This window comes from Patescibacteria group bacterium (assembly GCA_018896645.1).
GTDB lineage: Bacteria > Patescibacteriota > Patescibacteriia > UBA2591 > JABMQE01 > JAHIMF01.
On sequence record JAHIMF010000085.1, the window covers coordinates 16,537 to 37,482 of the forward strand.

Annotated in this window: 29 protein-coding genes; all 29 read left to right on the forward strand. The window is 40.3% G+C overall.

Annotation, left to right across the window (positions count from 1 at the left end; genetic code table 11):
- Positions 1-21 precede the first annotated feature (21 nt).
- Positions 22-2,145, forward strand: a complete 2,124-nt coding sequence (gene fusA, locus KKD20_06225; GenBank protein ID MBU4332679.1) for an elongation factor G — start codon at positions 22-24, stop codon at positions 2,143-2,145.
- A 234-nt stretch (positions 2,146-2,379) separates the two neighbouring features.
- Positions 2,380-2,910 carry a type II toxin-antitoxin system Phd/YefM family antitoxin gene (locus tag KKD20_06230; protein MBU4332680.1) on the forward strand — a complete coding sequence of 177 codons (531 nt, stop codon included), beginning with the start codon at positions 2,380-2,382 and terminating at the stop codon, positions 2,908-2,910.
- Positions 2,911-3,216: 306 nt separating this feature from the next.
- Positions 3,217-4,422: an elongation factor Tu gene (gene tuf / locus KKD20_06235; GenBank protein MBU4332681.1), complete on the forward strand. Its 1,206-nt coding sequence runs from the start codon at positions 3,217-3,219 to the stop codon at positions 4,420-4,422.
- Between the two features lie 230 nt (positions 4,423-4,652).
- A complete protein-coding gene (gene rpsJ / locus KKD20_06240; protein MBU4332682.1) occupies positions 4,653-5,036 on the forward strand; it encodes a 30S ribosomal protein S10 in 384 nt (127 codons plus the stop codon).
- 264 nt (positions 5,037-5,300) lie between these two features.
- A complete protein-coding gene (gene rplC, locus KKD20_06245; protein MBU4332683.1) occupies positions 5,301-6,074 on the forward strand; it encodes a 50S ribosomal protein L3 in 774 nt (257 codons plus the stop codon).
- Positions 6,075-6,691: 617 nt separating this feature from the next.
- The gene (rplD, locus tag KKD20_06250; protein ID MBU4332684.1) at positions 6,692-7,543 is read left to right on the forward strand and encodes a 50S ribosomal protein L4; all 852 of its coding nucleotides are present in this window, start codon (positions 6,692-6,694) and stop codon (positions 7,541-7,543) included.
- 95 nt (positions 7,544-7,638) lie between these two features.
- Positions 7,639-8,127, forward strand: a complete 489-nt coding sequence (rplW, locus tag KKD20_06255; protein ID MBU4332685.1) for a 50S ribosomal protein L23 — start codon at positions 7,639-7,641, stop codon at positions 8,125-8,127.
- 289 nt (positions 8,128-8,416) lie between these two features.
- Complete coding sequence (gene rplB, locus KKD20_06260; protein ID MBU4332686.1) at positions 8,417-9,259, forward strand: 50S ribosomal protein L2; 843 nt, start codon at positions 8,417-8,419, stop codon at positions 9,257-9,259.
- Positions 9,260-9,390: 131 nt separating this feature from the next.
- A complete protein-coding gene (locus KKD20_06265) occupies positions 9,391-9,570 on the forward strand; it encodes a hypothetical protein (GenBank protein MBU4332687.1) in 180 nt (59 codons plus the stop codon).
- A gap of 39 nt (positions 9,571-9,609) precedes the next feature.
- Positions 9,610-9,837 (forward strand): hypothetical protein, encoded by a 228-nt coding sequence (locus KKD20_06270; GenBank protein ID MBU4332688.1) that lies wholly within the window; start codon positions 9,610-9,612, stop codon positions 9,835-9,837.
- A gap of 228 nt (positions 9,838-10,065) precedes the next feature.
- Positions 10,066-10,413 carry a 30S ribosomal protein S19 gene (rpsS, locus tag KKD20_06275; GenBank protein MBU4332689.1) on the forward strand — a complete coding sequence of 116 codons (348 nt, stop codon included), beginning with the start codon at positions 10,066-10,068 and terminating at the stop codon, positions 10,411-10,413.
- A gap of 130 nt (positions 10,414-10,543) precedes the next feature.
- Positions 10,544-11,137 (forward strand): 50S ribosomal protein L22, encoded by a 594-nt coding sequence (rplV, locus tag KKD20_06280; protein ID MBU4332690.1) that lies wholly within the window; start codon positions 10,544-10,546, stop codon positions 11,135-11,137.
- Between the two features lie 60 nt (positions 11,138-11,197).
- On the forward strand, positions 11,198-11,902 hold the full coding sequence (rpsC, locus tag KKD20_06285; protein ID MBU4332691.1) for a 30S ribosomal protein S3: 705 nt from the start codon (positions 11,198-11,200) through the stop codon (positions 11,900-11,902).
- A 143-nt stretch (positions 11,903-12,045) separates the two neighbouring features.
- Complete coding sequence (locus tag KKD20_06290) at positions 12,046-12,444, forward strand: hypothetical protein (GenBank protein ID MBU4332692.1); 399 nt, start codon at positions 12,046-12,048, stop codon at positions 12,442-12,444.
- Between the two features lie 78 nt (positions 12,445-12,522).
- Positions 12,523-12,939 carry a 50S ribosomal protein L16 gene (gene rplP, locus KKD20_06295; protein MBU4332693.1) on the forward strand — a complete coding sequence of 139 codons (417 nt, stop codon included), beginning with the start codon at positions 12,523-12,525 and terminating at the stop codon, positions 12,937-12,939.
- A gap of 76 nt (positions 12,940-13,015) precedes the next feature.
- Positions 13,016-13,345 carry a 50S ribosomal protein L29 gene (gene rpmC, locus KKD20_06300; protein MBU4332694.1) on the forward strand — a complete coding sequence of 110 codons (330 nt, stop codon included), beginning with the start codon at positions 13,016-13,018 and terminating at the stop codon, positions 13,343-13,345.
- Positions 13,346-13,359: 14 nt separating this feature from the next.
- Positions 13,360-13,752 carry a 30S ribosomal protein S17 gene (gene rpsQ, locus KKD20_06305; protein ID MBU4332695.1) on the forward strand — a complete coding sequence of 131 codons (393 nt, stop codon included), beginning with the start codon at positions 13,360-13,362 and terminating at the stop codon, positions 13,750-13,752.
- A gap of 63 nt (positions 13,753-13,815) precedes the next feature.
- Positions 13,816-14,187, forward strand: a complete 372-nt coding sequence (gene rplN, locus KKD20_06310) for a 50S ribosomal protein L14 (protein MBU4332696.1) — start codon at positions 13,816-13,818, stop codon at positions 14,185-14,187.
- Between the two features lie 38 nt (positions 14,188-14,225).
- On the forward strand, positions 14,226-14,534 hold the full coding sequence (gene rplX / locus KKD20_06315; GenBank protein MBU4332697.1) for a 50S ribosomal protein L24: 309 nt from the start codon (positions 14,226-14,228) through the stop codon (positions 14,532-14,534).
- Positions 14,535-14,599: 65 nt separating this feature from the next.
- Positions 14,600-15,160 carry a 50S ribosomal protein L5 gene (gene rplE, locus KKD20_06320; protein MBU4332698.1) on the forward strand — a complete coding sequence of 187 codons (561 nt, stop codon included), beginning with the start codon at positions 14,600-14,602 and terminating at the stop codon, positions 15,158-15,160.
- A gap of 128 nt (positions 15,161-15,288) precedes the next feature.
- Positions 15,289-15,474 (forward strand): type Z 30S ribosomal protein S14, encoded by a 186-nt coding sequence (locus tag KKD20_06325; protein MBU4332699.1) that lies wholly within the window; start codon positions 15,289-15,291, stop codon positions 15,472-15,474.
- Between the two features lie 70 nt (positions 15,475-15,544).
- Positions 15,545-15,973, forward strand: a complete 429-nt coding sequence (gene rpsH / locus KKD20_06330; protein MBU4332700.1) for a 30S ribosomal protein S8 — start codon at positions 15,545-15,547, stop codon at positions 15,971-15,973.
- A 57-nt stretch (positions 15,974-16,030) separates the two neighbouring features.
- Positions 16,031-16,579, forward strand: a complete 549-nt coding sequence (gene rplF / locus KKD20_06335) for a 50S ribosomal protein L6 (protein MBU4332701.1) — start codon at positions 16,031-16,033, stop codon at positions 16,577-16,579.
- 120 nt (positions 16,580-16,699) lie between these two features.
- A complete protein-coding gene (locus KKD20_06340) occupies positions 16,700-17,155 on the forward strand; it encodes a 50S ribosomal protein L18 (GenBank protein MBU4332702.1) in 456 nt (151 codons plus the stop codon).
- An 88-nt stretch (positions 17,156-17,243) separates the two neighbouring features.
- Positions 17,244-17,855, forward strand: coding sequence for a 30S ribosomal protein S5 (rpsE, locus tag KKD20_06345; GenBank protein MBU4332703.1), 612 nt, complete (start codon positions 17,244-17,246; stop codon positions 17,853-17,855).
- 123 nt (positions 17,856-17,978) lie between these two features.
- On the forward strand, positions 17,979-18,443 hold the full coding sequence (gene rplO / locus KKD20_06350) for a 50S ribosomal protein L15 (protein MBU4332704.1): 465 nt from the start codon (positions 17,979-17,981) through the stop codon (positions 18,441-18,443).
- A gap of 423 nt (positions 18,444-18,866) precedes the next feature.
- Positions 18,867-20,144, forward strand: coding sequence for a preprotein translocase subunit SecY (gene secY / locus KKD20_06355; GenBank protein MBU4332705.1), 1,278 nt, complete (start codon positions 18,867-18,869; stop codon positions 20,142-20,144).
- Between the two features lie 290 nt (positions 20,145-20,434).
- Positions 20,435-20,659, forward strand: a complete 225-nt coding sequence (locus KKD20_06360; GenBank protein MBU4332706.1) for a hypothetical protein — start codon at positions 20,435-20,437, stop codon at positions 20,657-20,659.
- Between the two features lie 115 nt (positions 20,660-20,774).
- Positions 20,775-20,946: nucleoside monophosphate kinase (locus tag KKD20_06365; protein MBU4332707.1), on the forward strand; the 172-nt coding region annotated here is incomplete at its 3' end.

Genomic DNA, 20,946 nt, shown 5'->3' on the forward strand with positions numbered 1-20,946 from the left:
AAACCAATAAATTAAAGAATCATGCCCCGAGCCTACCCCCTACAACGCGTCCGAAACATCGGAATAATCGCCCACATAGACGCCGGTAAAACCACCGTCACCGAGCGGATTCTTTTTTATACTGGCAAAAAACATAAGATTGGGGAGGTGCATGAAGGCGAGGCTGAAATGGACTGGATGGACCAGGAAAAAGAACGGGGGATTACGATTACTTCCGCGGCCACAACTTGCTTTTGGACGCCAAAAGGCAAGGATAAAAAAGAAGATGAGTGTCGGATTAATATTATTGATACTCCCGGTCATGTGGACTTTACAGCCGAAGTAGAACGGTCTTTGCGGGTTTTAGACGGCGGAGTGACTGTTTTTGATGGCGTAGCTGGAGTGGAACCCCAAAGTGAAACTGTTTGGCATCAGGCGGATAAATATGAGGTGCCGCGGATTTGTTTTATTAATAAGTTAGACCGGATGGGCGCGGATTTTTATAAAGATTTAGAATCAATCCATGAAAGGTTGACTAAAAAAGCCCGTCCTTTGCAACTGCCGATTGGCACGGAAGCTAACTTTGTGGGCATTATAGATTTGTTAGAGCAAAAGGCCCGGATTTATAAAGATGACTTGGGTCAAGAAATTGTTGATGAAGAAATACCGGCGGACATGAAAGATCAGGTTGAAAAATATCGGAGTGAGTTATTGGAAGCCATTGCGGAAAATGATGAACATCTGATGGAGAGGTTTTTGAATGGTGAAGAAGTGTCAATTGAGGACTGGAAACAGGTGTTGCGAAAAGCAGTGATTGCTAATGAGATTGTGCCGGTTTTGTGCGGTTCAGCTTTAAAAAACAAAGGCGTGCAGTTTTTATTGGACGCTGTTTGCGAATATCTGCCCTCGCCCTTGGATGTGCCAGCGGTTGAGGGTTTTGACCCCAAAAATAAAGAGACAAAGATAACCATAAAAGCCGATGACAAAGAGCCATTTGCCGCCCTGGCTTTTAAGGTAGCCACTGATCCTTTCGTTGGCACTTTAACATTTTTTAGGGTTTATTCAGGGGTTTTAGAAGGGGGTTCTTATGCCCAAAATACAACTAGCGGGGAAAGAGAGCGGATTGGCCGGATTTTGCGGATGCATGCTAATCATCGGGAAGATGTTAAAGAGGTTTATGCCGGAGAGATTGCCGCGGCTGTGGGTTTAAAAAATACTTCTACTGGCCATACTTTGTGCGCTCCGGAACATCCGATTGTTTTGGAGTCAATCACGTTTCCAGAACCCGTGATTTCTATCGCCATAGAGCCCAAGACTAAGGTGGACCAGGAAAAAATGGGTTTGGCTTTACAGAAATTAGCCCAAGAGGATCCGACTTTTAAAATCAAAACAGATGAAGAAACTATGCAAACAATTATTTCCGGCATGGGCGAGTTGCATTTAGATATTCTGGTAGAAAGAATGAAGCGGGAATTTAAAGTGGAGGCCAATGTGGGTCAGCCCCAGGTAGCGTATAAAGAAACCATTACCAAATTAGCTGAAGTAGAGGGTAAATATATTCATCAATCTGGCGGCCGAGGCCAGTATGGCCATTGTTATCTGCGCTTAGAACCCAAAGAGCGGGGCGAGGGTTTTGAATTTTCTGATGAAATAAAAGGCGGGTCTATTCCTAAAGAATACATTCCCGCGATTCAAAAAGGCGTTAAAGAAGCCATGGATAATGGGGCTCTTGCTGGTTATCCAATCGTGGATATGAAAGTAACAGTCTATGATGGTTCTTTTCATGAGGTTGATTCTTCAGAGGCGGCTTTTAAAATCGCTGGGGCCCGGGCGATTCGCAGCGGCGCTAAAAAAGCTGGCATAGTCTTGCTCGAGCCGATTATGAAAGTTGATGCAGTTACCCCAGAACAATTTATGGGTGATGTTATTGGCGACCTAAATTCCAAACGCGCTCAAATAGACGAGATGAATGACAGGGGTAATGTTAAAGTAATCAGCGCTCATGTGCCTTTGGCTTCAATGTTTGGTTATGCTACCCAATTACGGTCTATGACCCAAGGACGGGCTTCTTATTCAATGGAGTTTTCTAATTATCAGGAAGTGCCGAAGAATGTGACAGAAGAGATCGTTGCTGGGAGGATGGAGGGGGAGGGGAAGAGGGCGTAGAGTTTTTGTAATACGATGGTAACTCGATGGTAACTCGATGGTAACTCGATTGTAATACGATGGTAATACGATAGTAATACAGTTGTAATTCATTGTAACTCATTGTAACTCGTAGTAACTTCTTGTAATTTATTGTATCGTGTTGCGTGTATCGTGAATCGTGAAGGCGGTCTTGACATCTGAAAGGATAAAAAGTATAATAAAGACACTTATACACAATAAAAACTGTTTATTATGAACATGGATGACCAACTCCAACAAATCACAGATTTAATCGAAAAAACCGGTGATAAAGCCATTGTCTTAAAAGAAAATAAGCCGGCTTATGTTTTGATGACTCTAAAAGACTATGAAAGGCTAATATTAGGCAAATATGAGGTAAAAGGCTTGACAGAAGAAGAGCTTTTGGATAAGATTAACCGCGAGATTGCTGTTTGGAGAAGCGGCCAGGAAAGACTAAAACAAGTTGAAGAAGAGGCGCCTTTGTTTGATGAACCCCTATCACCTGCCAGAGAACCATGGGGAGAACCATGGGACTTCTCGACGGCTCGATCTGATTTTGCCGACAAGTCAAACTTGAGGCCTTCGCTTGATTCTGACGAGCCTCGCTTTGAGAACAGATGGGATAAGGATGATGATGATTTTGAGGTGCCGTTTGATTTGGATGATGAAGACGACATGTTAGACGAAGACTCGGGGTCTCCGATTGATTCTGACGAATCTCGTTTTGAAGAGGATAAGTACTATGTGGAACCAATTAGATGACAACGAATCGGCACGAATAGGTGCACGAACTTCACTAATCACAAATCTAGGGTGAGAGGGGGATTTTACTTGTATTTTTTTTAAAAATGTGTTTGAATAAATAATAACCCACCTTCGCTCTCGCTCGAGCTTCGGCGGGTAAATAATAAATCTTAAAGAAATCCATGACGGCTGGATAAAACCCTGTACCAGTCGCTTCGCTCCGGTACGGGGCAGGCCCTTGATAAAACAAAGGGGGGCTTGCCCCGCACCATTCGAACGAAGTGAGAATTGGTGCGGGGGTCGTCGTAAGGAGATTAACAAAAAATGGCAGAAAAATTTGACAGAACAAAACCCCATATTAACATGGGAACCATTGGTCATGTGGACCACGGTAAAACCACTTTAACAAGTGCTATGCTTCAGGTTATTGATGCTACTGGCGGTAAAGCCAAGGTCGAAAAGTATGATGACATTGATAACGCGCCCGAAGAAAAAGAGCGCGGTATTACTATTGCCACTCATCACAGTGAATATGAAACTGGAAAATATCACTGTGCTCACGTGGACTGTCCGGGACATGCTGATTACATTAAAAACATGATTACTGGTGCGGCCCAAATGGACGGCGCTATTTTATTGGTTTCCGCTACTGACGGCCCGATGCCTCAAACCCGAGAGCATATTTTGTTAGCGCGTCAGGTTGGCGTGCCTTATATCATTGTTTTCATTAACAAAACTGATCAGTTAACTGGTTCAGATGATGAGAAAAAAGAAATGTTAGAACTGGTTGAAGAAGAAGTCAGAGATTTGCTTAAGAAATACGAATTCCCTGGTGATGAAATTCCTATTATCAAAGGCTCAGCTTTAAAAGCTATGGAAAATCCAACAGATGCGGAAGCCCAAAAGCCAATTCTGGAATTGCTTAAAGCTATTGATGAGTATATTCCAGAACCGGCGCGAGATGTTGATAAACCCTTTTTGATGCCGATTGAAGATATTTTCTCTATTGAGGGTCGGGGTACGGTTGTTACTGGCAGAATTGAGCGAGGCATTGTCAAGTTAAACGATGAAATGGAAATTGTTGGTCTAAAAGACACCCAAAAGACTATAATTACCGGGATAGAAATGTTTAATAAATCTTTAGATGAAGGTCGAGCTGGTGATAATGCGGGTATTTTGCTTAGGGGCACTAAAAAAGAAGAGGTTGAACGCGGCCAAGTTTTGGCCAAACCAGGCAGCAGTACTCCGCATACTGAATTTGAAGGCGAGATTTATATTTTAACCAAAGAAGAAGGTGGTCGTCATACCCCATTCTTTAAAGGTTATAAACCCCAGTTTTATATCAGAACCACTGATGTTACTGGTGATGTTGAATTGCCCGAAGGAACCGAGATGGTGATGCCTGGTGATACTGTAACTTTAAAGGTTAAACTTAATAGCCCAATTGCCTTGGAAGAAAAACAAAGATTTGCCATTCGTGAAGGTGGCCATACAGTCGGAGCCGGTGTAATTACCAAAATTATAAAATAAATAGGGGACGGTTCTATATAAGGGCCGTCCTTTAGGTAAATTTAATTTTTTTAGGGTTTATGTGTTTAAACTCCGAATTGTTAAATTGTTACATTGTCAGATTGCTTAGTCGCAACAATGTAGCAATTTAACAATGTAACAATGGTTAAAAGTTCAATTTACAAGATACCGGTGTTCGTATTAAGCGCGTAAATCCTAATTTTATAAATACTTTTGATATTAAAAATTTGATGACAGAAAAACAGACCTTGAAAAGTCAAACTCCTGCTCCTTCCGGGCAAAAGAAAGAAGAAGGAAGCGAGGAGGAAACAAAACAAAGGATTAGAATTAAAATCAAAGCCTTTGATCATAAGATTATTGATCAGTCAACAAGGATTATTATTGAGACTGCTGAACGTTCTGGCGCTCAAGTTGTCGGTCCTGTTCCCCTGCCAACAGAGAAGACTAAATATACAGTCTTGAAATCTTCTTTTGTTCATAAAGATTCTCGGGATCAGTACGAGACAAGGGTCCATAAGCGATTGCTTGATATTTTGGAGCCAACCCCAAAGACAATTGATGCTCTGACAAATTTGAATTTACCAAGCGGAGTGGATGTAGAGATAAAAATGTAAGACACTAATTGCTACGAATTTAGAACAAATGGCTACAAATTACAAATGGCTACGAATATTTTTATAGAAACTCCATTATTTTTCAGCCAATAAGATTCTCTTTTTTTAGAGAAAAACCTTGGTTAGGAAGATGATTGGATTTTGGAGAATAATTAATTTTATTTAAATAATTTTTAAAAACCAAAGAACTGAAAGTTGAGACATTTTGTCAGCTAGTTCTGGTTTTGGGCTAGTTTTTTTGTTTAACGCACGTTTAGAAATTATATGAAATTTATTCTAGGTAAAAAATTAGAGATGAGTCAGATTTTTGCGGATGATGGAACAGTTATTCCAGTGACAAAGATTCAGGCAGGACCGTGTACGGTGACACAGGTGAAAATTCAAGAAAAGGATGGCTACAAGGCTATTCAGGTTGGGTTTGGCGAGAAAAAGAGATTGAATAAACCGCTGGGCGGGCATTTGAAGGGTTTGTCCAATTCCCGACATTTAGTAGAATTTAGAGGTGATACTAATAAAACAAATGAAACCAATAAAACTAATTCTGATTTGAAGCGAGGGGATGTGATTACGGTTGGTGTTTTTGAACCGGGGGATAAAGTGAAAGTGACTGGGGTTTCTAAAGGAAAAGGTTTTCAGGGTGTTGTTAAACGACATGGATTTCACGGCAGTCCGGCTTCGCACGGGCATAAAGATCAGTTGCGAATGCCTGGTTCTATTGGCGCGACTGATCCGGCAAGGGTTTTTCCGGGAATGCGAATGCCTGGACGGATGGGCGGCGAGCAGGTGACAGTTACTAATTTGGAGATTGTTAAAATTGATAAAGATAAGAACCTGTTGTATATAAAAGGGGCGGTGCCGGGGGCGCGGAATAGGCTGCTGGAGATTAGCGGGGCGGGGGAGATGAAGATTGATGCTGGAGACGAGGGAAACGTTGGAGATAGTGAAGTTAATAAGGTTGATAAAGTTTCGGCCAAAGGCCGACCAGCCCTTGGCTGGAATAAAATAGTTAATAAAGAAAGTAAGGGAATAGAGAAATAAGAAACAAGGGAATGATGCGAATAGTGAGCTGGACTAATCGCCCGATTAGTACAGTGGTGGAAATAAAAAAAGCGGCACCGGACCCAAGAGATTTGAGTCGCGATGCCGATGGTTGAGATGAGTAAAATTCAGATAGGAGTCTCCTCTTGCTGGTTTATCTTTCTTACCAGCGATTCTAGGTGGTTTGTTTTTCTCACTACCGATTCTAGGCAGGCATATAAAAAACCAAACGCAAATATTACCACTGCCGCATAGAACACGATGAAAAAGAGGATACCCTCTTTGAAAAATAAGTCATTGATAGCTGATAGGACCATCAGGAATATAACCAGTGCTAATACGAACCAGAGCTCTTTCTTGTTCATGTTTCATACCTCCGATTGAAACGTTTGATGGTAATTTGCGATTTCTCATAACTCATTGTTTTTTATCATACCTAAAAACAAAAGTCAACCCCCAAATTTATAAAATATGGAAAATTAAGCTAAAATTAGCGTTTAATCACGATACACGATTCACATATCAAGATTCAAAATTACGAGAAATGGTTCGTGATATGTGACTCATGTATCGTGAAAATAAACCAATAAACCAATAAATCAATAAACAGGGCACGCATGCCAAAAGTTACTGTCTACAATCAAGAAGGAGTAATAGTTGGTTCGCAGGAATTAAGCGATGAAGTTTTTGGTATTAAGCCAAAGGTTGAGGTGGTGCATCAGGTAGTAGTAGGGATGATGGCGAATAAGCGGCAGGTTTTGGCTCATACCAAGGATAGGGGTGAGGTGCGCGGCGGCGGGAAAAAACCCTGGCGGCAGAAAGGCACTGGCCGGGCCAGACATGGCTCTATTCGCTCCCCTTTATGGGTTGGCGGCGGAGTGACGTTTGGTCCGACCAAAGAGCGGAATTTTAAAAAGAGAATAAATAAAAAGATGCGGCGGAAAGCGATTTTGATGTGTTTGTCGGATAGAGTGAATGATGATAAATTAGTTTTGTTAGATAAAATTAAGCTTGATGAGATTAAGACGAGACGGGTGGTTGAGTTAGTGGATAAACTAAGAAAGGTGTTTTATGGTGAAGGAGAAGTTAATAAAGTTTCGGCCAAAGGCCGACCAGCCCCTGGCTGGAATAAAGTTAATAAAGAAAAAGAAGTTCAGAAACAAGAAACTAGAAACAAGAAACTACCTCTCGGCCGTGCCTTCGGCTCTGAGGCTCAGGCTCGAAGAGAGCTTGAGGCCGAACGGGAGACTAAGGAATCTAACGAAAAGAAGACGACCAAAGAAAAATCGAAGAAGATTTTAATGTTGATTGATAAAAAGGACGAGAAAATTCAAAGGTCATGTCGGAATATTCCTTGGCTTTCGTGTATTCGGGCGCAGGATGTTAATGTCTTGGAAGTTTTGAGTAATGAATATATTTTGACATCAGTTAATGGGGTTAAGAAGATCGAAGAGATTTTTACGAAATAATTAATAATTTCGGCCAGAGGCCGACCAGCCATTGGCTGGGATAATTAATAATTTTTTAATAAATCAATAAAAGCGAAGCGCAATAAATTAAGCTTATGAGTATATTTAATAGATTCAAAAAACATAAGAAAGAAGAAAAAGAAATAGAGAAATTAAGGCCTTTGACAAGCTCAAATTCTGTTGAAAATAAAGAAACAAAGAGAGCGGATAAAAAGGAAGCCAAGGTTGGAGAAAAAACCGTTGCGCCGGAGAAGGCTTTGAAATTAAAGAAGCCAAGAAAGACCGAGTTGAAAAAGTTTGAAAATGTGCATAATGTTCTAGTTCGGCCGTTGGTGACCGAGAAAATTTCTAATCTGGGGATGTATAACCAGTATGCTTTTGAAGTTAAACCTAAAGCCAATAAAGTTCAAATAAAGAAAGCCATTGAGACTTATTATAATGTTCGGCCAGTCAAAGTGAATATAATAAATATACAGGGAAAAAATGTCAGATGGGGCCGGACTCGAGGCCGGACTCAAGATTCGAAAAAGGCGATAGTGACCTTAAGGCAAGGGGATAAGATTGAGGTGTATGAAGGGGTTTAAAACACGAATTGATACAAATTAAAAATAAATTATGGCAAATTATAAATAGGTAAAATAGATGATAGGCAGTTAATAGGGTTAATCCCTCGGCTTCACTCGGGACAGGTAAGATAGTTTCAGCCAGAGGCTTGAACCCAGGGGTACATCCGCCTTTGGAGGAGATCACCCCTTGGGTGAAATAAAGTTAATAAATTAATAAATGGTTAGTAAAAGTGAATAAAATAGTTAATAAAAACGTGTTGATATGGGGGATAATAAATAACTAAATGAAATAATAAATTGAGAACCTATGCCGGTTAAAGTATATAAACCCACAACTCCATCACGAAGAATGACCTCGGTTGTTGATACGAGTGATTTGACTCGTAAGCGGCCGGAGAAGTCTTTGGTTAGGATAAAGAAAATAAAATCTGGTAGAAACGCACAAGGAAAAATTACGGTTCGCCATCAAGGCGGCGGTGAAAAAAGATATTATCGGATTATTGATTTTTGTCAAGACAAATTAGATGTGGAATCAAGGGTTGAAGCCATTGAATATGATCCCAACCGGAATGCCAGGATTGCCCTTTTGATTGATGAAGACGGCGAAAAAAGATATATTATCGCCCCAACTGAATTAAAGGTTGGCGATAAAGTTGTTTCTTCAAACGAGAAGATAGAGATAAAACCAGGCAACAGAATGCCCTTGAAATATATTCCCACAGGAATGATGATTTATAATATTGAGTTGACCCCGGGCCGTGGAGCCCAGGTTGTGCGTAGTGGCGGCTCTTCCGCAGTCCTTCAGTCAATAGATGAAAAACAGGCCCAAGTTAAATTGCCGTCAAGTGAGATTCGTTTAATAGATGTTAAGGCGCGGGCGAGTATTGGCCAGGTTTCAAATCCAGATGCCAGGACAGTCCGAATTGGTAAAGCTGGCCGCAAGCGCCATATGGGAATCAGGCCAACAGTTCGCGGCAAGGCAATGAATCCAGTTGATCACCCGCATGGCGGCGGCGAGGGCGGTTCGCCGATTGGTTTAAAACATCCAAAAACGCCATGGGGCAAGCCAGCGTTGGGAGTGAAGACCAGGCGCAAGAATAAGTTTAGTAATAGGTTTATTGTTAAACGTAGGAAAAAACGTAAAAGATAATTCCCCATGATATCTCAAATTAGCTCTAATATCTCGGATAGTGAAAATAATTGATAATTAATAATTGATAATTGATAAATAATAATTGATAATTGGTGATAGTTGACAGTTCTTTTTAGGGGAGGCGCGAGATGAAATGGCAAGAAATAGTTGAAGAGGCGGATAGACTTATTGCGAATGGTGAATATTCAGAAGATGCGGAGAATTTGGCTATTGCGATAGGAGTAAGTGTTGAAGAGTTAAGAAATGCCTGGCAACTGGCGATGATGGCCGCTGGCGCGTTATTTGAGAGAGACGGCGAGGCGATTTAAGAGTTGATTTGTTGCTCTTTTTAAAGGAGGTGATATGAGATGGAGGAAGAGCGCATTGTTGATAAGGAAATGATTGATGATGGAGAGTTTGATGGCATAATAGCAGATATTTTAGATAGAATATCTGAAGATAAAATTTTTTCAGATGAGATTAATGGGATAGCCAGGAAGATAGACAGAATGCCGGAGGAGGTGCGGAATATTTTAAGAAGGGCCTCGGAACTGGTTGAAGATGCTTATGTCGCAAGTCTTACACCAGTGGAGTAGTCTTTGCGTTGAGTATCATAGTGTAATTTTGGAGGGTTTCTTCTTTGAGAAATCCTTCATTTCCAAGGTGATAAATAAAAGTGAATTTGTCGCCTTAGAGATGAGGATACAGGTTATGAGTTAGAGTGGTTAGATTGGTTATTGTTAATAGAGTTAATACAGTTGTTAATAAAGTTAATAAAAGTCGAGCCGAAGGCGAGGCGCAATAAATTAATAAATTAAAATATCATGTCTAGATCCCTAAAAAAAGGTCCATACGTTGACGAAAGGCTGCTATCAAAGATAGCCAAGATTAAACGTGGGGACAAAACAGTAATAAAGACCTGGTCGCGGGCTTGTACGATTACTCCAGAGATGGTAGGTTTTACCTTTGGAGTGCATAATGGTAAAGAACATATACCAGTATTGATGGTGGAGAATATGGTTGGACACAAGCTTGGTGAATTTGCAGCAACTAGAAAATTTGTTAAGCATGGCGGTAAGATGCAAAAAGATCAGGAAGAAGAGGCGGCAGCCAAGGAGAAAGAATCGTTGCAAAAAGAGAAGACCGTGGTTGAGAAGAAAGAAGAGAAATAATTGATAAATAATAGTTGATAATTATTGATAGCTGATTGTTAGTAGAGTTAATAGGATAGTTAATAAATCAATAAATTAATAAAGCGGATATTATTAAAGTAATATTCGTGGATGATGAATAAAATATTATATGGAAGTGAAAGCCAGTGCAAGATATATCAGAATGTCGCCGAAAAAGGTTCGGTTGGTGTTAGGTGTGGTTAAGGGAATGGATGCCGGGGAAGCCTTAGAGCAATTGAGATTTCTTAATAAAAGAGCAACTGGGCCAGTTATTAAACTTTTGAATTCAGCCGTTGCTAATGCTACCCATAACCTTGGTTTGGAAAAATCTAATTTATATATTAAAGAGATTGTTGCCGGCCTTGGTCCAACGCTTAAACGTTGGAAACCCCGAGCTTTTGGCCGAGCGACGCCGATAAGAAAGAAAACATCACATATTTCCGTTGTGTTAGCCGAAAAAAAGCCGACCAAGCAAGTAAAAAAGAAAGAGACTAAAGTTGAAGCACCAGTAGCTGTTAAAGATTTTGAGAAGGCAGCGAAGCAGGCGAAAAAAGAAGAACAGAAGGCGGAGATTGAACCCAAAGCCAAAGAAAAAAAGGCCAAAGCAGTAGAAGAAAAGAGAATGCCGGAAAAGGGCCGAAAAGAGCAGCTAGAACAGTTGCGCAAGAAGGAGAAAAGGGGTATATTTAGAAAAATATTTTCCAGGAAGACGGGCAGTTCATAGAATGAAGTTTGATTCCTAAAGTGGAGAATAGCATTATTTAGAAGTTAGAATTTATAATATATGGGACAGAAAGTCAATCCAAAAGCTTATAGAATCGCAGTGATTAAAACTTGGGACTCCAAGTGGTTTTCGAATAAAGAATTTAAGAATTTTTTACGCGAGGATGTAATGCTTCGCAAACTCATTTATGAAAAACTCAAAAAGTCAGGTGTAGCCAAGATTGAAATCGAACGTTCGCCGGAAGATATTAAAGTGATTGTAGAGGCGGCTAAGCCGGGTTTGATTATTGGCCGCGGCGGAGCCGGAATTGAGCAGCTAAAAAAAGAAATTCAAAAAAAGGTTTTTAATAAAATTTATACTAAAAGACCAAAAAGTAAATATAAACTTGATATTGTCATTCAAGAAGTTAAAGAGCCCTACTTGCAAGCTCAGATTTTACTGGAAGAAATTATTGGGGATATTGAAAAGCGCATCCGCTATCGTCGGGTTATGAAGCAATCGATTGAGAAAGTGAAAAAAGCCGGCGCAAAAGGCGTAAAAGTGATAGCCAGCGGCCGTCTTGATGGGGTTAGCATTGCTCGGACCGAAACTTTAACTTGGGGCAGTCTACCCTTGCACACTTTGCGGGCTGATATTGATTATTCCCGCGGCGTAGCGAGGACAATTTATGGCGCGGTTGGGGTGAAGGTCTGGATTTATAAGGGGGAAGTGTTTAAAGAGAAGCGCGGGGCGGAAGCGAAAGCCGAGGGGAAAGAAGAGAAGTGATTGTCCGATTGCTCAATTGTTACATTGTTACATTGCTAAATTGTTGAATTGCTATATTGGCAAAAATAATTAATAATTAATAATTAATAATTAATAATTAATAATTAATAAATTGGATTATGAAAATTGCGATTTGTGCTAGTATGATGTTTGCTAAAGAAATGAAAGATGCCGCAGATTACTTAGTGAGTCAAGGTCACCAGGTATTTCTGCCCGAATTTGTAGAAGACATCGTGAGCGGCAAACAGGATATCAATAAAATTAAGGAATATGCCGAGCATGCGGATTTAAAAATAGAGCATAATTTAATCAGAAAACATTGGGAGAAGATGAAACAGAGTGATGCCACTTTAGTTTTAAATCATGATCGCAAAGGAGTAAAGAATTACATTGGTGGTAATACGTTTCTGGAAATGGGATTTGCTCACGTGTTGAATCTGCCTATATATTTAATCAACCCAATTCCTGAAATGGCTTATTCAGATGAGATTAAAGCTATGGAGCCAATTGTATTAGACGGAGATTTGGGCAGGATTTTATAAGAATAATAAATAATATTAGCCAAAGGCTGACCCCTCCAAAGGCGGGCAGGCACCCATTGGCTGGAATAATAAATAAAAATGTTAGCGCCCAAGAAAGTAAAACATAGAAAATGGCATAAGCAGGCTGGTGGTAGCGGTCAAGCTAAAAAAGCTTCAGCTACCAACAAAATCAGTTTTGGAAGTTTTGGTATGGTGGCAACCACTGCAAAATGGATAACCGCCAGACAAATCGAAGCCGCGCGCCGAGTGATTACTCGCAAATTACAAAAAGGCGGGAAGATTTGGATTCGGATTTTTCCGGATAAGCCCGTGACCATCAAAGGCAATGAGATTCCTATGGGTGGCGGCAAGGGCGCGGTTGATCACTATGTTGTTAGCATTAAGCCAGGCAATGTCTTGTTCGAAATTGATGGGGTGGAAGAAGAATTGGCTCGTGAAGCGATTGTGTTGGCTGGACATAAATTGCCGGTGGCGGTGAAGTTTATCAAAAAGTAAAATAATAGACGATGAATTTAACACAAATACCACAAATTGGTTAATAGAGTTAATAAAGTTAATAAGATAGTTAATAATGAAAATCAAAGAATTAAAAATTAAATCTGAAGCAGAGCTACAGCAGATGCTCAAACAGGAGCGTGAGCACTTGCGGGAGCTAAGGTTTGATTTGGCCAGCAAAAAGTTGAAAAAGGTGCGAGAGGTCAGGAAAAATAAAAAATTAATTGCTATGATTTTAACTTTATTGAATGAAAAGAAAATTGATCAGGATGGTCAGATAGAAACAAAGCAACTAAAAAATGAATCTGGGGAGATTGATAATGTTGTTAATAAAGTTAATAAAGTTAATGGTTCGATGCGACTCACCACAGGTAAAGTTAATAAAAGTGATAAAAGTGATAAATAACTTAATAATTTTATATGCCAGATGATAAAGTAAAAAAAATTAAACGTACTCTTGAAGGAATTGTTGTGTCAGATAAAAATGACAAGACGGTTGTGGTTCGGGTTGACCGGGTGAAGATGCATTCTAAATATCATAAACGATTTACAGTCAGCAAACGATATAAAGCTCATGATGCCAAAAATGAGTACAAAGTTGGTGACAGGGTTTTGATTCAGGAGTGCCGGCCATTATCTAAGGATAAACGTTGGCGAATTGTCGGCAGGGTTGGTAAAGTCAAAATAGCCGAAGAAGTGGTTGATGAGAAATTAAAAGAGGTAACAGAAGGTGAAGAGATATTAGGGGTTGAGAAGAAAGGGGAGGGGGTGAGGGAAGTTGACACCTCAAATAACTCAAATAAGCTCGAATAACTCTAATATTCGCGATTCATTGGCGAAACTTATTAGCGATAATATTAATGAAATCACTAAGCTATGATACAAGCCCATACAATGTTAAAATCTGCAGATAATTCTGGTGCTAAGAAACTTCAATGCATCAAGGTTTTGGGTTCTTCAAAACCACGATATGCTCGTTTAGGAGATATTATAACTTGTGTGGTTAAAGAAGCAGTACCGCATTCAACAGTCCAAAAGTCGCAGATTGTATGGGCTGTAATTGTTCGTCAGCGGAAAGAGTATCGCCGAAAGAATGGTGTTTATATTCGATTTGATGAGAACGCGGCTGTGATTGTTGATAAAGAATCCAAGGAACCAGTAGGCACGCGGATTTTTGGGCCAGTAGCGCGGGAGTTACGGGCGCGGGGGTTTCAGAAGATTGTGTCGTTGGCGCCTGAAGTACTTTAAAATTTTAGTTGACTCTAATAAATCAATAAATCAAATACATGAAAATAAAAACAGGAGACCAAGTTAAGGTTCTCCAAGGAAAAGATAAAGGCAAGAAAGGAAAAGTTATCCGAGTTAATTCTTGTGATAATAAGATTGTTATTGAAGGAATTAATCTCTTTATCAAACACGTTAAGCCGAAAAAGGAAAGAGAAAAAGGCCAGCGAGTGCAATTTCCAGCGGCAATGGATGCATCTAAAGTAATGCTTATTTGTCTGCATTGCGGCAAACAGACACGGGTCGGCTACAAGGTTTTGGAGAGCGGGAAAAAGGTGAGAGTGTGTAAGAAATGCAAGGATGTTGTTTAAGACGAATTTACACTAATCTGTACACAAATTTCACTAAAATCACAAATCTTTACACGAATAATTTTATGCCTAAGCTAAAAGAAAAATATATAAAAGAAGTGATTCCTCATATGAAGGAAAAGTTTGGATATAAAAATAATTTAGCAATACCCAAGTTAGAGAAGGTGGTGGTTAATGTTGGATTTAATCGAGATATATCGGGCGATAAAAATAAAATAGCAACGATTGAGAATAATTTAGCAAGGATTGTTGGCCAGAAGCCTGTGCGGACAAAGGCTAAACAGGCGATTTCAGCGTTTAAAATTAGGCAGGGGATGGTAATCGGGATGATGGTGACATTGCGCGGCAAACGAATGTATGACTTTGTTGATAAATTAATTAATGCAACCATACCCTGTTTCCGTGATTTTCGCGGACTCTCGCAGCAATCAGTTGATAAGAATGGAAATTTAACCATTGGAATTAAAGAGCACTTAGTGTTTCCAGAAATTAAGGTTGATGAAGTGGAGTTTATCCATGGTTTGGAAGTGATAATACAGACTACAGCTAAGACTCGAGAGGAAGGTTATGCACTTTTGAAGGGGTTAGGTTTTCCATTTAAGTCTGACGCGAATCAACGCGAATAGGTACATGAATTGCGCGAATCACGAATTTATTTTTTCTAATTATCTCTAATTAGCTCAAATATCTCTAATGAATCGTTCGTGATTAGTGAAATTTGTGTACGTATTAATGTAAATTAGCGAGTTTAATTATGGCAACAGAAGCTCAAAAAGCAAAATCTAGGAAAAAACCAAAATATTCCACACGGATCGTGCGGCGTTGTTGGCGTTGCGGCCGGAAGCGCGGTTATATGCGCAAGTTTGATTTGTGTCGGATTTGTTTTCGGGAGTTGGCGAGCAAGGGGGAAATACCCGGGGTACGTAAGTCTTCGTGGTAACTCGCTAATATTATCCGAATTTATCACGAATATCAACGAATATTTACACGAATAATTTTAATTTTATTTTATGCATACTGATCCTATATCTGACTTGTTAACAAGAATCAGGAATGCCTCGGCAGTAAAAAAAGACGAGGTGGTTTTGCCGTACTCAAAAGTCAAGTTCAATATAGCCCAAATTTTACAAGAAAACGGTTATATAAAAAAAGTAGAAAAAATAAATCCTACCCCAGAGAGGGATCGGATGATTAAAGCCGGGGCTTCTGCGTTTATGCAGTTAAGACTTGAGCTGAAATATAAGGCTGGCAAGCCGTCAGTTGAGAGTTTAAAGCGGATTAGTAAACCTGGCAGGCGGGTATATGCAGGCAAAGATAAACTGCCTTATGTTTTAAGCAACATTGGTATTGCTATTGTCTCAACCTCTCGGGGATTGATGACGAATAAAGAGGCGCGAAATAAAGGTCTCGGCGGGGAAGTGATATGCGAGGTTTATTAGCGTTGGGTGATTTTTTTGATGTCTATATAATTAATAATTAATAATTAATAATTTTTTATGTCGCGTGTAGGAAAGATGCCGATTGAGATACCAGATGGCGTTTCAATTGACATTAAAGATAATTTAATAAAAGTCAAAGGACCAAAAGGCGAACTTGAACAAAAAATAGTTCGGGGTGTTAGTATTGTGTTGGAAGATAAGGTGATAAAAGTTAGGGTTGAAAAACCAACGGACAAAAAACAGCGAAGTTTGTGGGGTCTATACCGAAGTTTAATCGCTAATATGGTTGAAGGATTAGCCAGAGGATTTGAGAAGAAGCTAGAGATCAGTGGCGTTGGTTTTAAAGCTGAGGTGAGCGGCGACAAGCTTGTCTTAAATGTTGGATTCTCTCATCTAGTTGAGTTCGATATACCCCAGGGGATTGAGATTAAAACAGAAAAAAACATTATTGCTGTATCTGGCGTTGATAAACAGTTGGTTGGTGAAACCGCAGCGCAGATTAGAGCCTTTAAAAAAGTTGAGCCGTATAAATTGAAGGGTATTAAGTATGCGGGTGAACAAGTAAGAAAAAAGGCCGGCAAGGTAGTGAAGGCCGCAGAGGGCTAAGTACTCCAATACCCTCTAATGAACTCCCAGCCAAAGGTCACCGACGCTCCAAAGCTCTGGCGACGGAGCGCGACGGAGCGCTGGCCAGCCTCTGGCTGATAATATTTCAAATAGGTTTTTATGAATAAGCAAAAAGTAAAATTGAGTAAAAAGTTGCGAAGAAAGCAGCGAGTGCGGGCTAAGGTTTTTGGTACAGCAAAAAGGCCCCGGTTTTCAGTTTTTCGGAGTTTGAAGGGGATTTACGCTCAGCTTATTGATGATGCGAGTGGTAAGACTTTGGTGAGTGCGAGTGATAAAGAAAATCAAGAAATCAAAAAATCACCATTCGGCCTCGAGCTCACCCTTCGGTCCCAAGCTCAAGGTCAAGGGATGGCCGAGAGGAAAAATCAAAAAAACAATAAAGACGGAGTTTTGGGTGGTAAAGTGGGCGTGGCTTATGCGATTGGAGAATTGATTGCGAAAAAGGCAGTGAAAAAGGGAATTAAGCAAGTGGTTTTTGATCGGGGTTCATATAAATATCATGGACGGGTGAAGGCCTTGGCAGAAGGGGCGAGGAAGGGCGGATTAAAGATTTAAAGTAGACATTGTTAACTGTTGATAGCTTCGGCCAAAGGCCGACCAGCCTCTGGCTGGAATAAATAAATAAATTAATAAATTAATATATATGGCTAGAGGAAACTACAATAAAAAACGAGAACCCAAAGAAGAAAAGGAGTTTGAACAGCAATTGGTTGATATTGCTCGAGTGACCCGGGTGAAAGCCGGCGGTAAAAGGTTATCTTTTAGGGCCCTTGTTGTTATTGGCGATAAAAAGGGACGAGTGGGGGCCGGTGTTGGTAAGGGCGCGGATGTGGCGATTGCTGTTGATAAGGCGGTGGTTAAAGCCAAGAAAAATTTGATTAATGTGCCAATGATTGAAGGCACTATTCCCCACGAAATTACAGAAAAATTTAAAGCTTCAGTGGTCCTGATAAAACCCACCAAACAAGCTCGGGGTATTATTGCCGGCGGCCCAGTCCGAGTGGTTTTAGAATTAGCTGGCTTGGAAAATGTTATTAGTAAGATGAAGGGCTCACATAATAAAATTAATAATGTTTGGGCAACGATTAATGGACTTCGGAAATTGCGGAAGCCGAAGATTAGTGAATATAAAAAGTCAGACGGGAAAGAAGATGTCCTCTCAAATAACTCCAATAAAGACTCTAATAACTCAAATGAAGCAAGAAAGAATAAAGATAATGATAAGGTTAGAAATGTAAAAGGTAAAGAGAAATAAATAATTCATTGTTCAATTGCCCGATTGTTCAATTGTTTCATTGTTACATTGTTAATAAATCAATAAACCAATATCACCCCAAGGGGGACCAGCCTCTGGCTGGAATCAATAAATTAAAATAGTATGTCATTAGGATTGCATAATTTAAAACCAGCAGCAGGTTCTCGAAAAAATAGAAAACGCGTGGGTCGGGGCAATGCCTCGGGTCACGGGACTTATAGCGGGAGAGGAATTAAGGGTCAACGGTCCCGTACTGGCGGCAGGAACAAGTTGAAATTAAAAGGCTTTAAACGGCAAATTCAACAAGTACCCAAGAAGCGGGGTTTTAAGTCGTATAAACCCAAGATGGAAACCGTGAATTTGCGGGATTTGGAATTGAAATTTAGTGCTGGTGCCGTGATTGACCCCCAAAAATTAGTAGAAGCAAACTTGATTAAAGATACTAAAAAAGGCGTCAAGATTTTAGGTGACGGGAAATTGAGTAAAAAGTTGACCGTGAGAGCCGATGCCTTTTCTAAAAGCGCGGAAAGTGGTATAGTGGAGGCGGGAGGGACGATTGAACTTATTAGCAAAGAAAAGACAAAATAAACTTGTTTTTGTGTGTTGGTTGTAATTCATTGTAATAAGCTTGTCTCGCCTACGGCTCGACTTCGCGTAACACGATAGTAATACAATTGTAATTTGAAAAATAAAAAAAGCCGCAAGTTGTGAGCTTATGGCAAGGGTTGAAAAACCGTTATCTTTCTTTGACATTTATGATTTATGCGCCAGGAGTTTGAGGGATTTTCAATCCTTGAATCATTTTCTCTCTCGTCGGTGGTTACTATAGAGAAACTTTCTACTGGTCTCCCAAAAAACATAACTATTCCTCCTCTTGAGTGTTTGCGGTTTCCCCCTATTTATTTCTAAACCCTATCACACCCTTTTAAAACAGTCACACATATTCACCAAATTCACTGGTCCAAATATATACCCTAGTTACCAGTGACTAGTGACCAGTGACTAAATCATATGCTCTCCAAACTCCTCCAAATTTTCAAAATCAAAGACCTGCGGAATAAAATTCTGTTTGTTTTGGCTATGCTGGTGGTTTTTCGGTTAGCCGCGCATGTGCCTTTGCCCGGAGTTAATGTTGAAGCTTTAAAACAGTTTTTTGCTTCTAATCAAATCCTGGGACTTTTAAATGTTTTATCCGGCGGCGGCATGCGAACCTTTTCCGTAGTGGCTTTGGGTATTGGTCCTTATATTACAGCCTCAATTGTTATGCAGCTTTTGACAATGATTGTGCCGAAATTGGAAGCTCTATCAAAAGAAGGCGAATCCGGGCATCAAAAAATTAACCAATACACTCGCCTGCTGTGCGTGCCCTTGGCAATTGTTCAGGCCTATGGCATGATTGTGCTTTTACAAAAAAGCGGTCAGGGCATTATTGGCGAGCTAACATTTTTTCAGCTATCAACCACGATTTTGACCATGGCCGCCGGTGTGGTATTTTTAATGTGGCTGGGCGAGCTGATGTCCGAGAAAAAAGTAGGCAATGGCATTTCTTTAATTATTTTCGCGGGTATTGTTTCTGGCATTCCAACCGCTATTCAGCGCACAATTGCCACTTTTGACCGCTCGCAAATGATGAATCTCTTATTTTTTGTTATCTTGGGGGTTGTAACAATTGCTGGCATTGTCTACATTACCGAGGCCCAGCGCAATATTCCGGTTACTTATGCCAAGCGCATTCGGGGAAATCGCATGTATGGGGGCATGAGCACTTACTTGCCTTTGCGCGTTAACCAGGCCGGCATGATTCCGATTATTTTTGCCATTGCCTTAATTTTATTTCCGCCAATGATTGCCCAATTTTTTTTAAGAGCCAGTTCAGCTTGGATTGTTAGGGGGGCTGAATTTGTAATTGAGGTTTTTCAAAATCAAGTTATTTATGGTATTTTGTATTTTGTTCTGGTTGTGGCTTTTACCTATTTTTACACTTCAGTGGTTTTTCACCCGCACCAGATTGCTGAAAATTTGCAAAAGCAGGGCGGTTTTGTTCCGGGCATCCGGCCAGGCCGGCCTACTGCTGAATATTTAGGCGGCGTAACTAACCGCATAATGCTGGCTGGCGCTTTGTCTTTGGGTATCATTGCGGTTTTGCCAATTATCAGTAAAGGCGCTTTTTCTGGCATTACCAGCATGGCTATTGGCGGAGCTTCTATTCTGATTGTGGTTTCAGTAGTTATTGAAACTGTTAAGCAGGTTGAAGCGCAGTTGGAGATGAGGGAGTATGAAGGCATATAGGCGTGGAACGCGAGAATGAAGAGCAGGGAACGGGAGATGGATTTGGGTTGTAGTAACTTGTAGTAATAAGCTCGGCTCGCTTCGCTCGCCTTCGCGTAATACGATTGTAACTCATTGTGAATTTTTGTAAATCCAAATTTCAAATGACAAAATAAAAAATGTGACGGAGTAGCACCTGGAGCCAAAGGCGGAGGATGCGATTGGTCTCTTTGACAAAATTTGATAGTTGATGTACCTTTTATTGAGTAGTATATTTGTCAACAGGAAACCATTAAACGAGGAGGGAAGTGATGGGAACCCCAAAAGAAGCTCTTGGAAGATTGGGAATAGGTTTTGGCAAACTCCCAATTGAAGAAAGGCTGGTTTTGCGGCCTTTGTTGCTTTATGCCTACATAGGCAGTAGTGGCAAGCCTTATCCGCAAATTTGTCGAGAACTGAATCTTCCGCAGGATGAGCCCAACGAAGTAGTTAGAAAGCAAGTAGAGGAATTTTGCCGCAAGCAATTGGGGCTATAGTCAACATCTGAACATTTATGGGAGAGTCAATCTTGGCCTCCCATTTTTTTTCAAAAAATGCTAAGATGGAGATAGTAAGGTTCAATAAATTAATAAACCAATAAACCAATAAATTATGTTAAAATACAAAAACATTATCCTATTCGGTCCACAGGGCAGCGGCAAGGGAACTCAAGCAGATATTTTGGCAGAAAAGTTTGGGATGCCGCATATTTCTACAGGCGAGATTTTTCGGCAGGAAATTAAAGAGCACACGGAAATTGGTAAAATGGCCGAGCAGATTATCA

Coding starts and splice junctions, on each gene's coding strand:
- rplV (MBU4332690.1), top strand. CDS start 10,544: ATGGAAGTGAAAGCCAGTGCAAGATATATCAGAATGTCGCCGAAAAAG.
- rplO (MBU4332704.1), top strand. CDS start 17,979: ATGTCATTAGGATTGCATAATTTAAAACCAGCAGCAGGTTCTCGAAAA.
- rplX (MBU4332697.1), top strand. CDS start 14,226: ATGAAAATAAAAACAGGAGACCAAGTTAAGGTTCTCCAAGGAAAAGAT.
- KKD20_06360 (MBU4332706.1), top strand. CDS start 20,435: ATGGGAACCCCAAAAGAAGCTCTTGGAAGATTGGGAATAGGTTTTGGC.
- fusA (MBU4332679.1), top strand. CDS start 22: ATGCCCCGAGCCTACCCCCTACAACGCGTCCGAAACATCGGAATAATC.
- KKD20_06230 (MBU4332680.1), top strand. CDS start 2,380: ATGAACATGGATGACCAACTCCAACAAATCACAGATTTAATCGAAAAA.
- rplW (MBU4332685.1), top strand. CDS start 7,639: ATGAGTATATTTAATAGATTCAAAAAACATAAGAAAGAAGAAAAAGAA.
- secY (MBU4332705.1), top strand. CDS start 18,867: ATGCTCTCCAAACTCCTCCAAATTTTCAAAATCAAAGACCTGCGGAAT.
- rplC (MBU4332683.1), top strand. CDS start 5,301: ATGAAATTTATTCTAGGTAAAAAATTAGAGATGAGTCAGATTTTTGCG.
- rplE (MBU4332698.1), top strand. CDS start 14,600: ATGCCTAAGCTAAAAGAAAAATATATAAAAGAAGTGATTCCTCATATG.
- KKD20_06290 (MBU4332692.1), top strand. CDS start 12,046: ATGATGTTTGCTAAAGAAATGAAAGATGCCGCAGATTACTTAGTGAGT.
- rplD (MBU4332684.1), top strand. CDS start 6,692: ATGCCAAAAGTTACTGTCTACAATCAAGAAGGAGTAATAGTTGGTTCG.
- KKD20_06270 (MBU4332688.1), top strand. CDS start 9,610: ATGGAGGAAGAGCGCATTGTTGATAAGGAAATGATTGATGATGGAGAG.
- rpsS (MBU4332689.1), top strand. CDS start 10,066: ATGTCTAGATCCCTAAAAAAAGGTCCATACGTTGACGAAAGGCTGCTA.
- rplF (MBU4332701.1), top strand. CDS start 16,031: ATGTCGCGTGTAGGAAAGATGCCGATTGAGATACCAGATGGCGTTTCA.
- KKD20_06265 (MBU4332687.1), top strand. CDS start 9,391: ATGAAATGGCAAGAAATAGTTGAAGAGGCGGATAGACTTATTGCGAAT.
- tuf (MBU4332681.1), top strand. CDS start 3,217: ATGGCAGAAAAATTTGACAGAACAAAACCCCATATTAACATGGGAACC.
- rplB (MBU4332686.1), top strand. CDS start 8,417: ATGCCGGTTAAAGTATATAAACCCACAACTCCATCACGAAGAATGACC.
- rpsJ (MBU4332682.1), top strand. CDS start 4,653: ATGACAGAAAAACAGACCTTGAAAAGTCAAACTCCTGCTCCTTCCGGG.
- rplP (MBU4332693.1), top strand. CDS start 12,523: ATGTTAGCGCCCAAGAAAGTAAAACATAGAAAATGGCATAAGCAGGCT.
- rpmC (MBU4332694.1), top strand. CDS start 13,016: ATGAAAATCAAAGAATTAAAAATTAAATCTGAAGCAGAGCTACAGCAG.
- rplN (MBU4332696.1), top strand. CDS start 13,816: ATGATACAAGCCCATACAATGTTAAAATCTGCAGATAATTCTGGTGCT.
- rpsH (MBU4332700.1), top strand. CDS start 15,545: ATGCATACTGATCCTATATCTGACTTGTTAACAAGAATCAGGAATGCC.
- rpsE (MBU4332703.1), top strand. CDS start 17,244: ATGGCTAGAGGAAACTACAATAAAAAACGAGAACCCAAAGAAGAAAAG.
- rpsC (MBU4332691.1), top strand. CDS start 11,198: ATGGGACAGAAAGTCAATCCAAAAGCTTATAGAATCGCAGTGATTAAA.
- KKD20_06340 (MBU4332702.1), top strand. CDS start 16,700: ATGAATAAGCAAAAAGTAAAATTGAGTAAAAAGTTGCGAAGAAAGCAG.
- rpsQ (MBU4332695.1), top strand. CDS start 13,360: ATGCCAGATGATAAAGTAAAAAAAATTAAACGTACTCTTGAAGGAATT.
- KKD20_06325 (MBU4332699.1), top strand. CDS start 15,289: ATGGCAACAGAAGCTCAAAAAGCAAAATCTAGGAAAAAACCAAAATAT.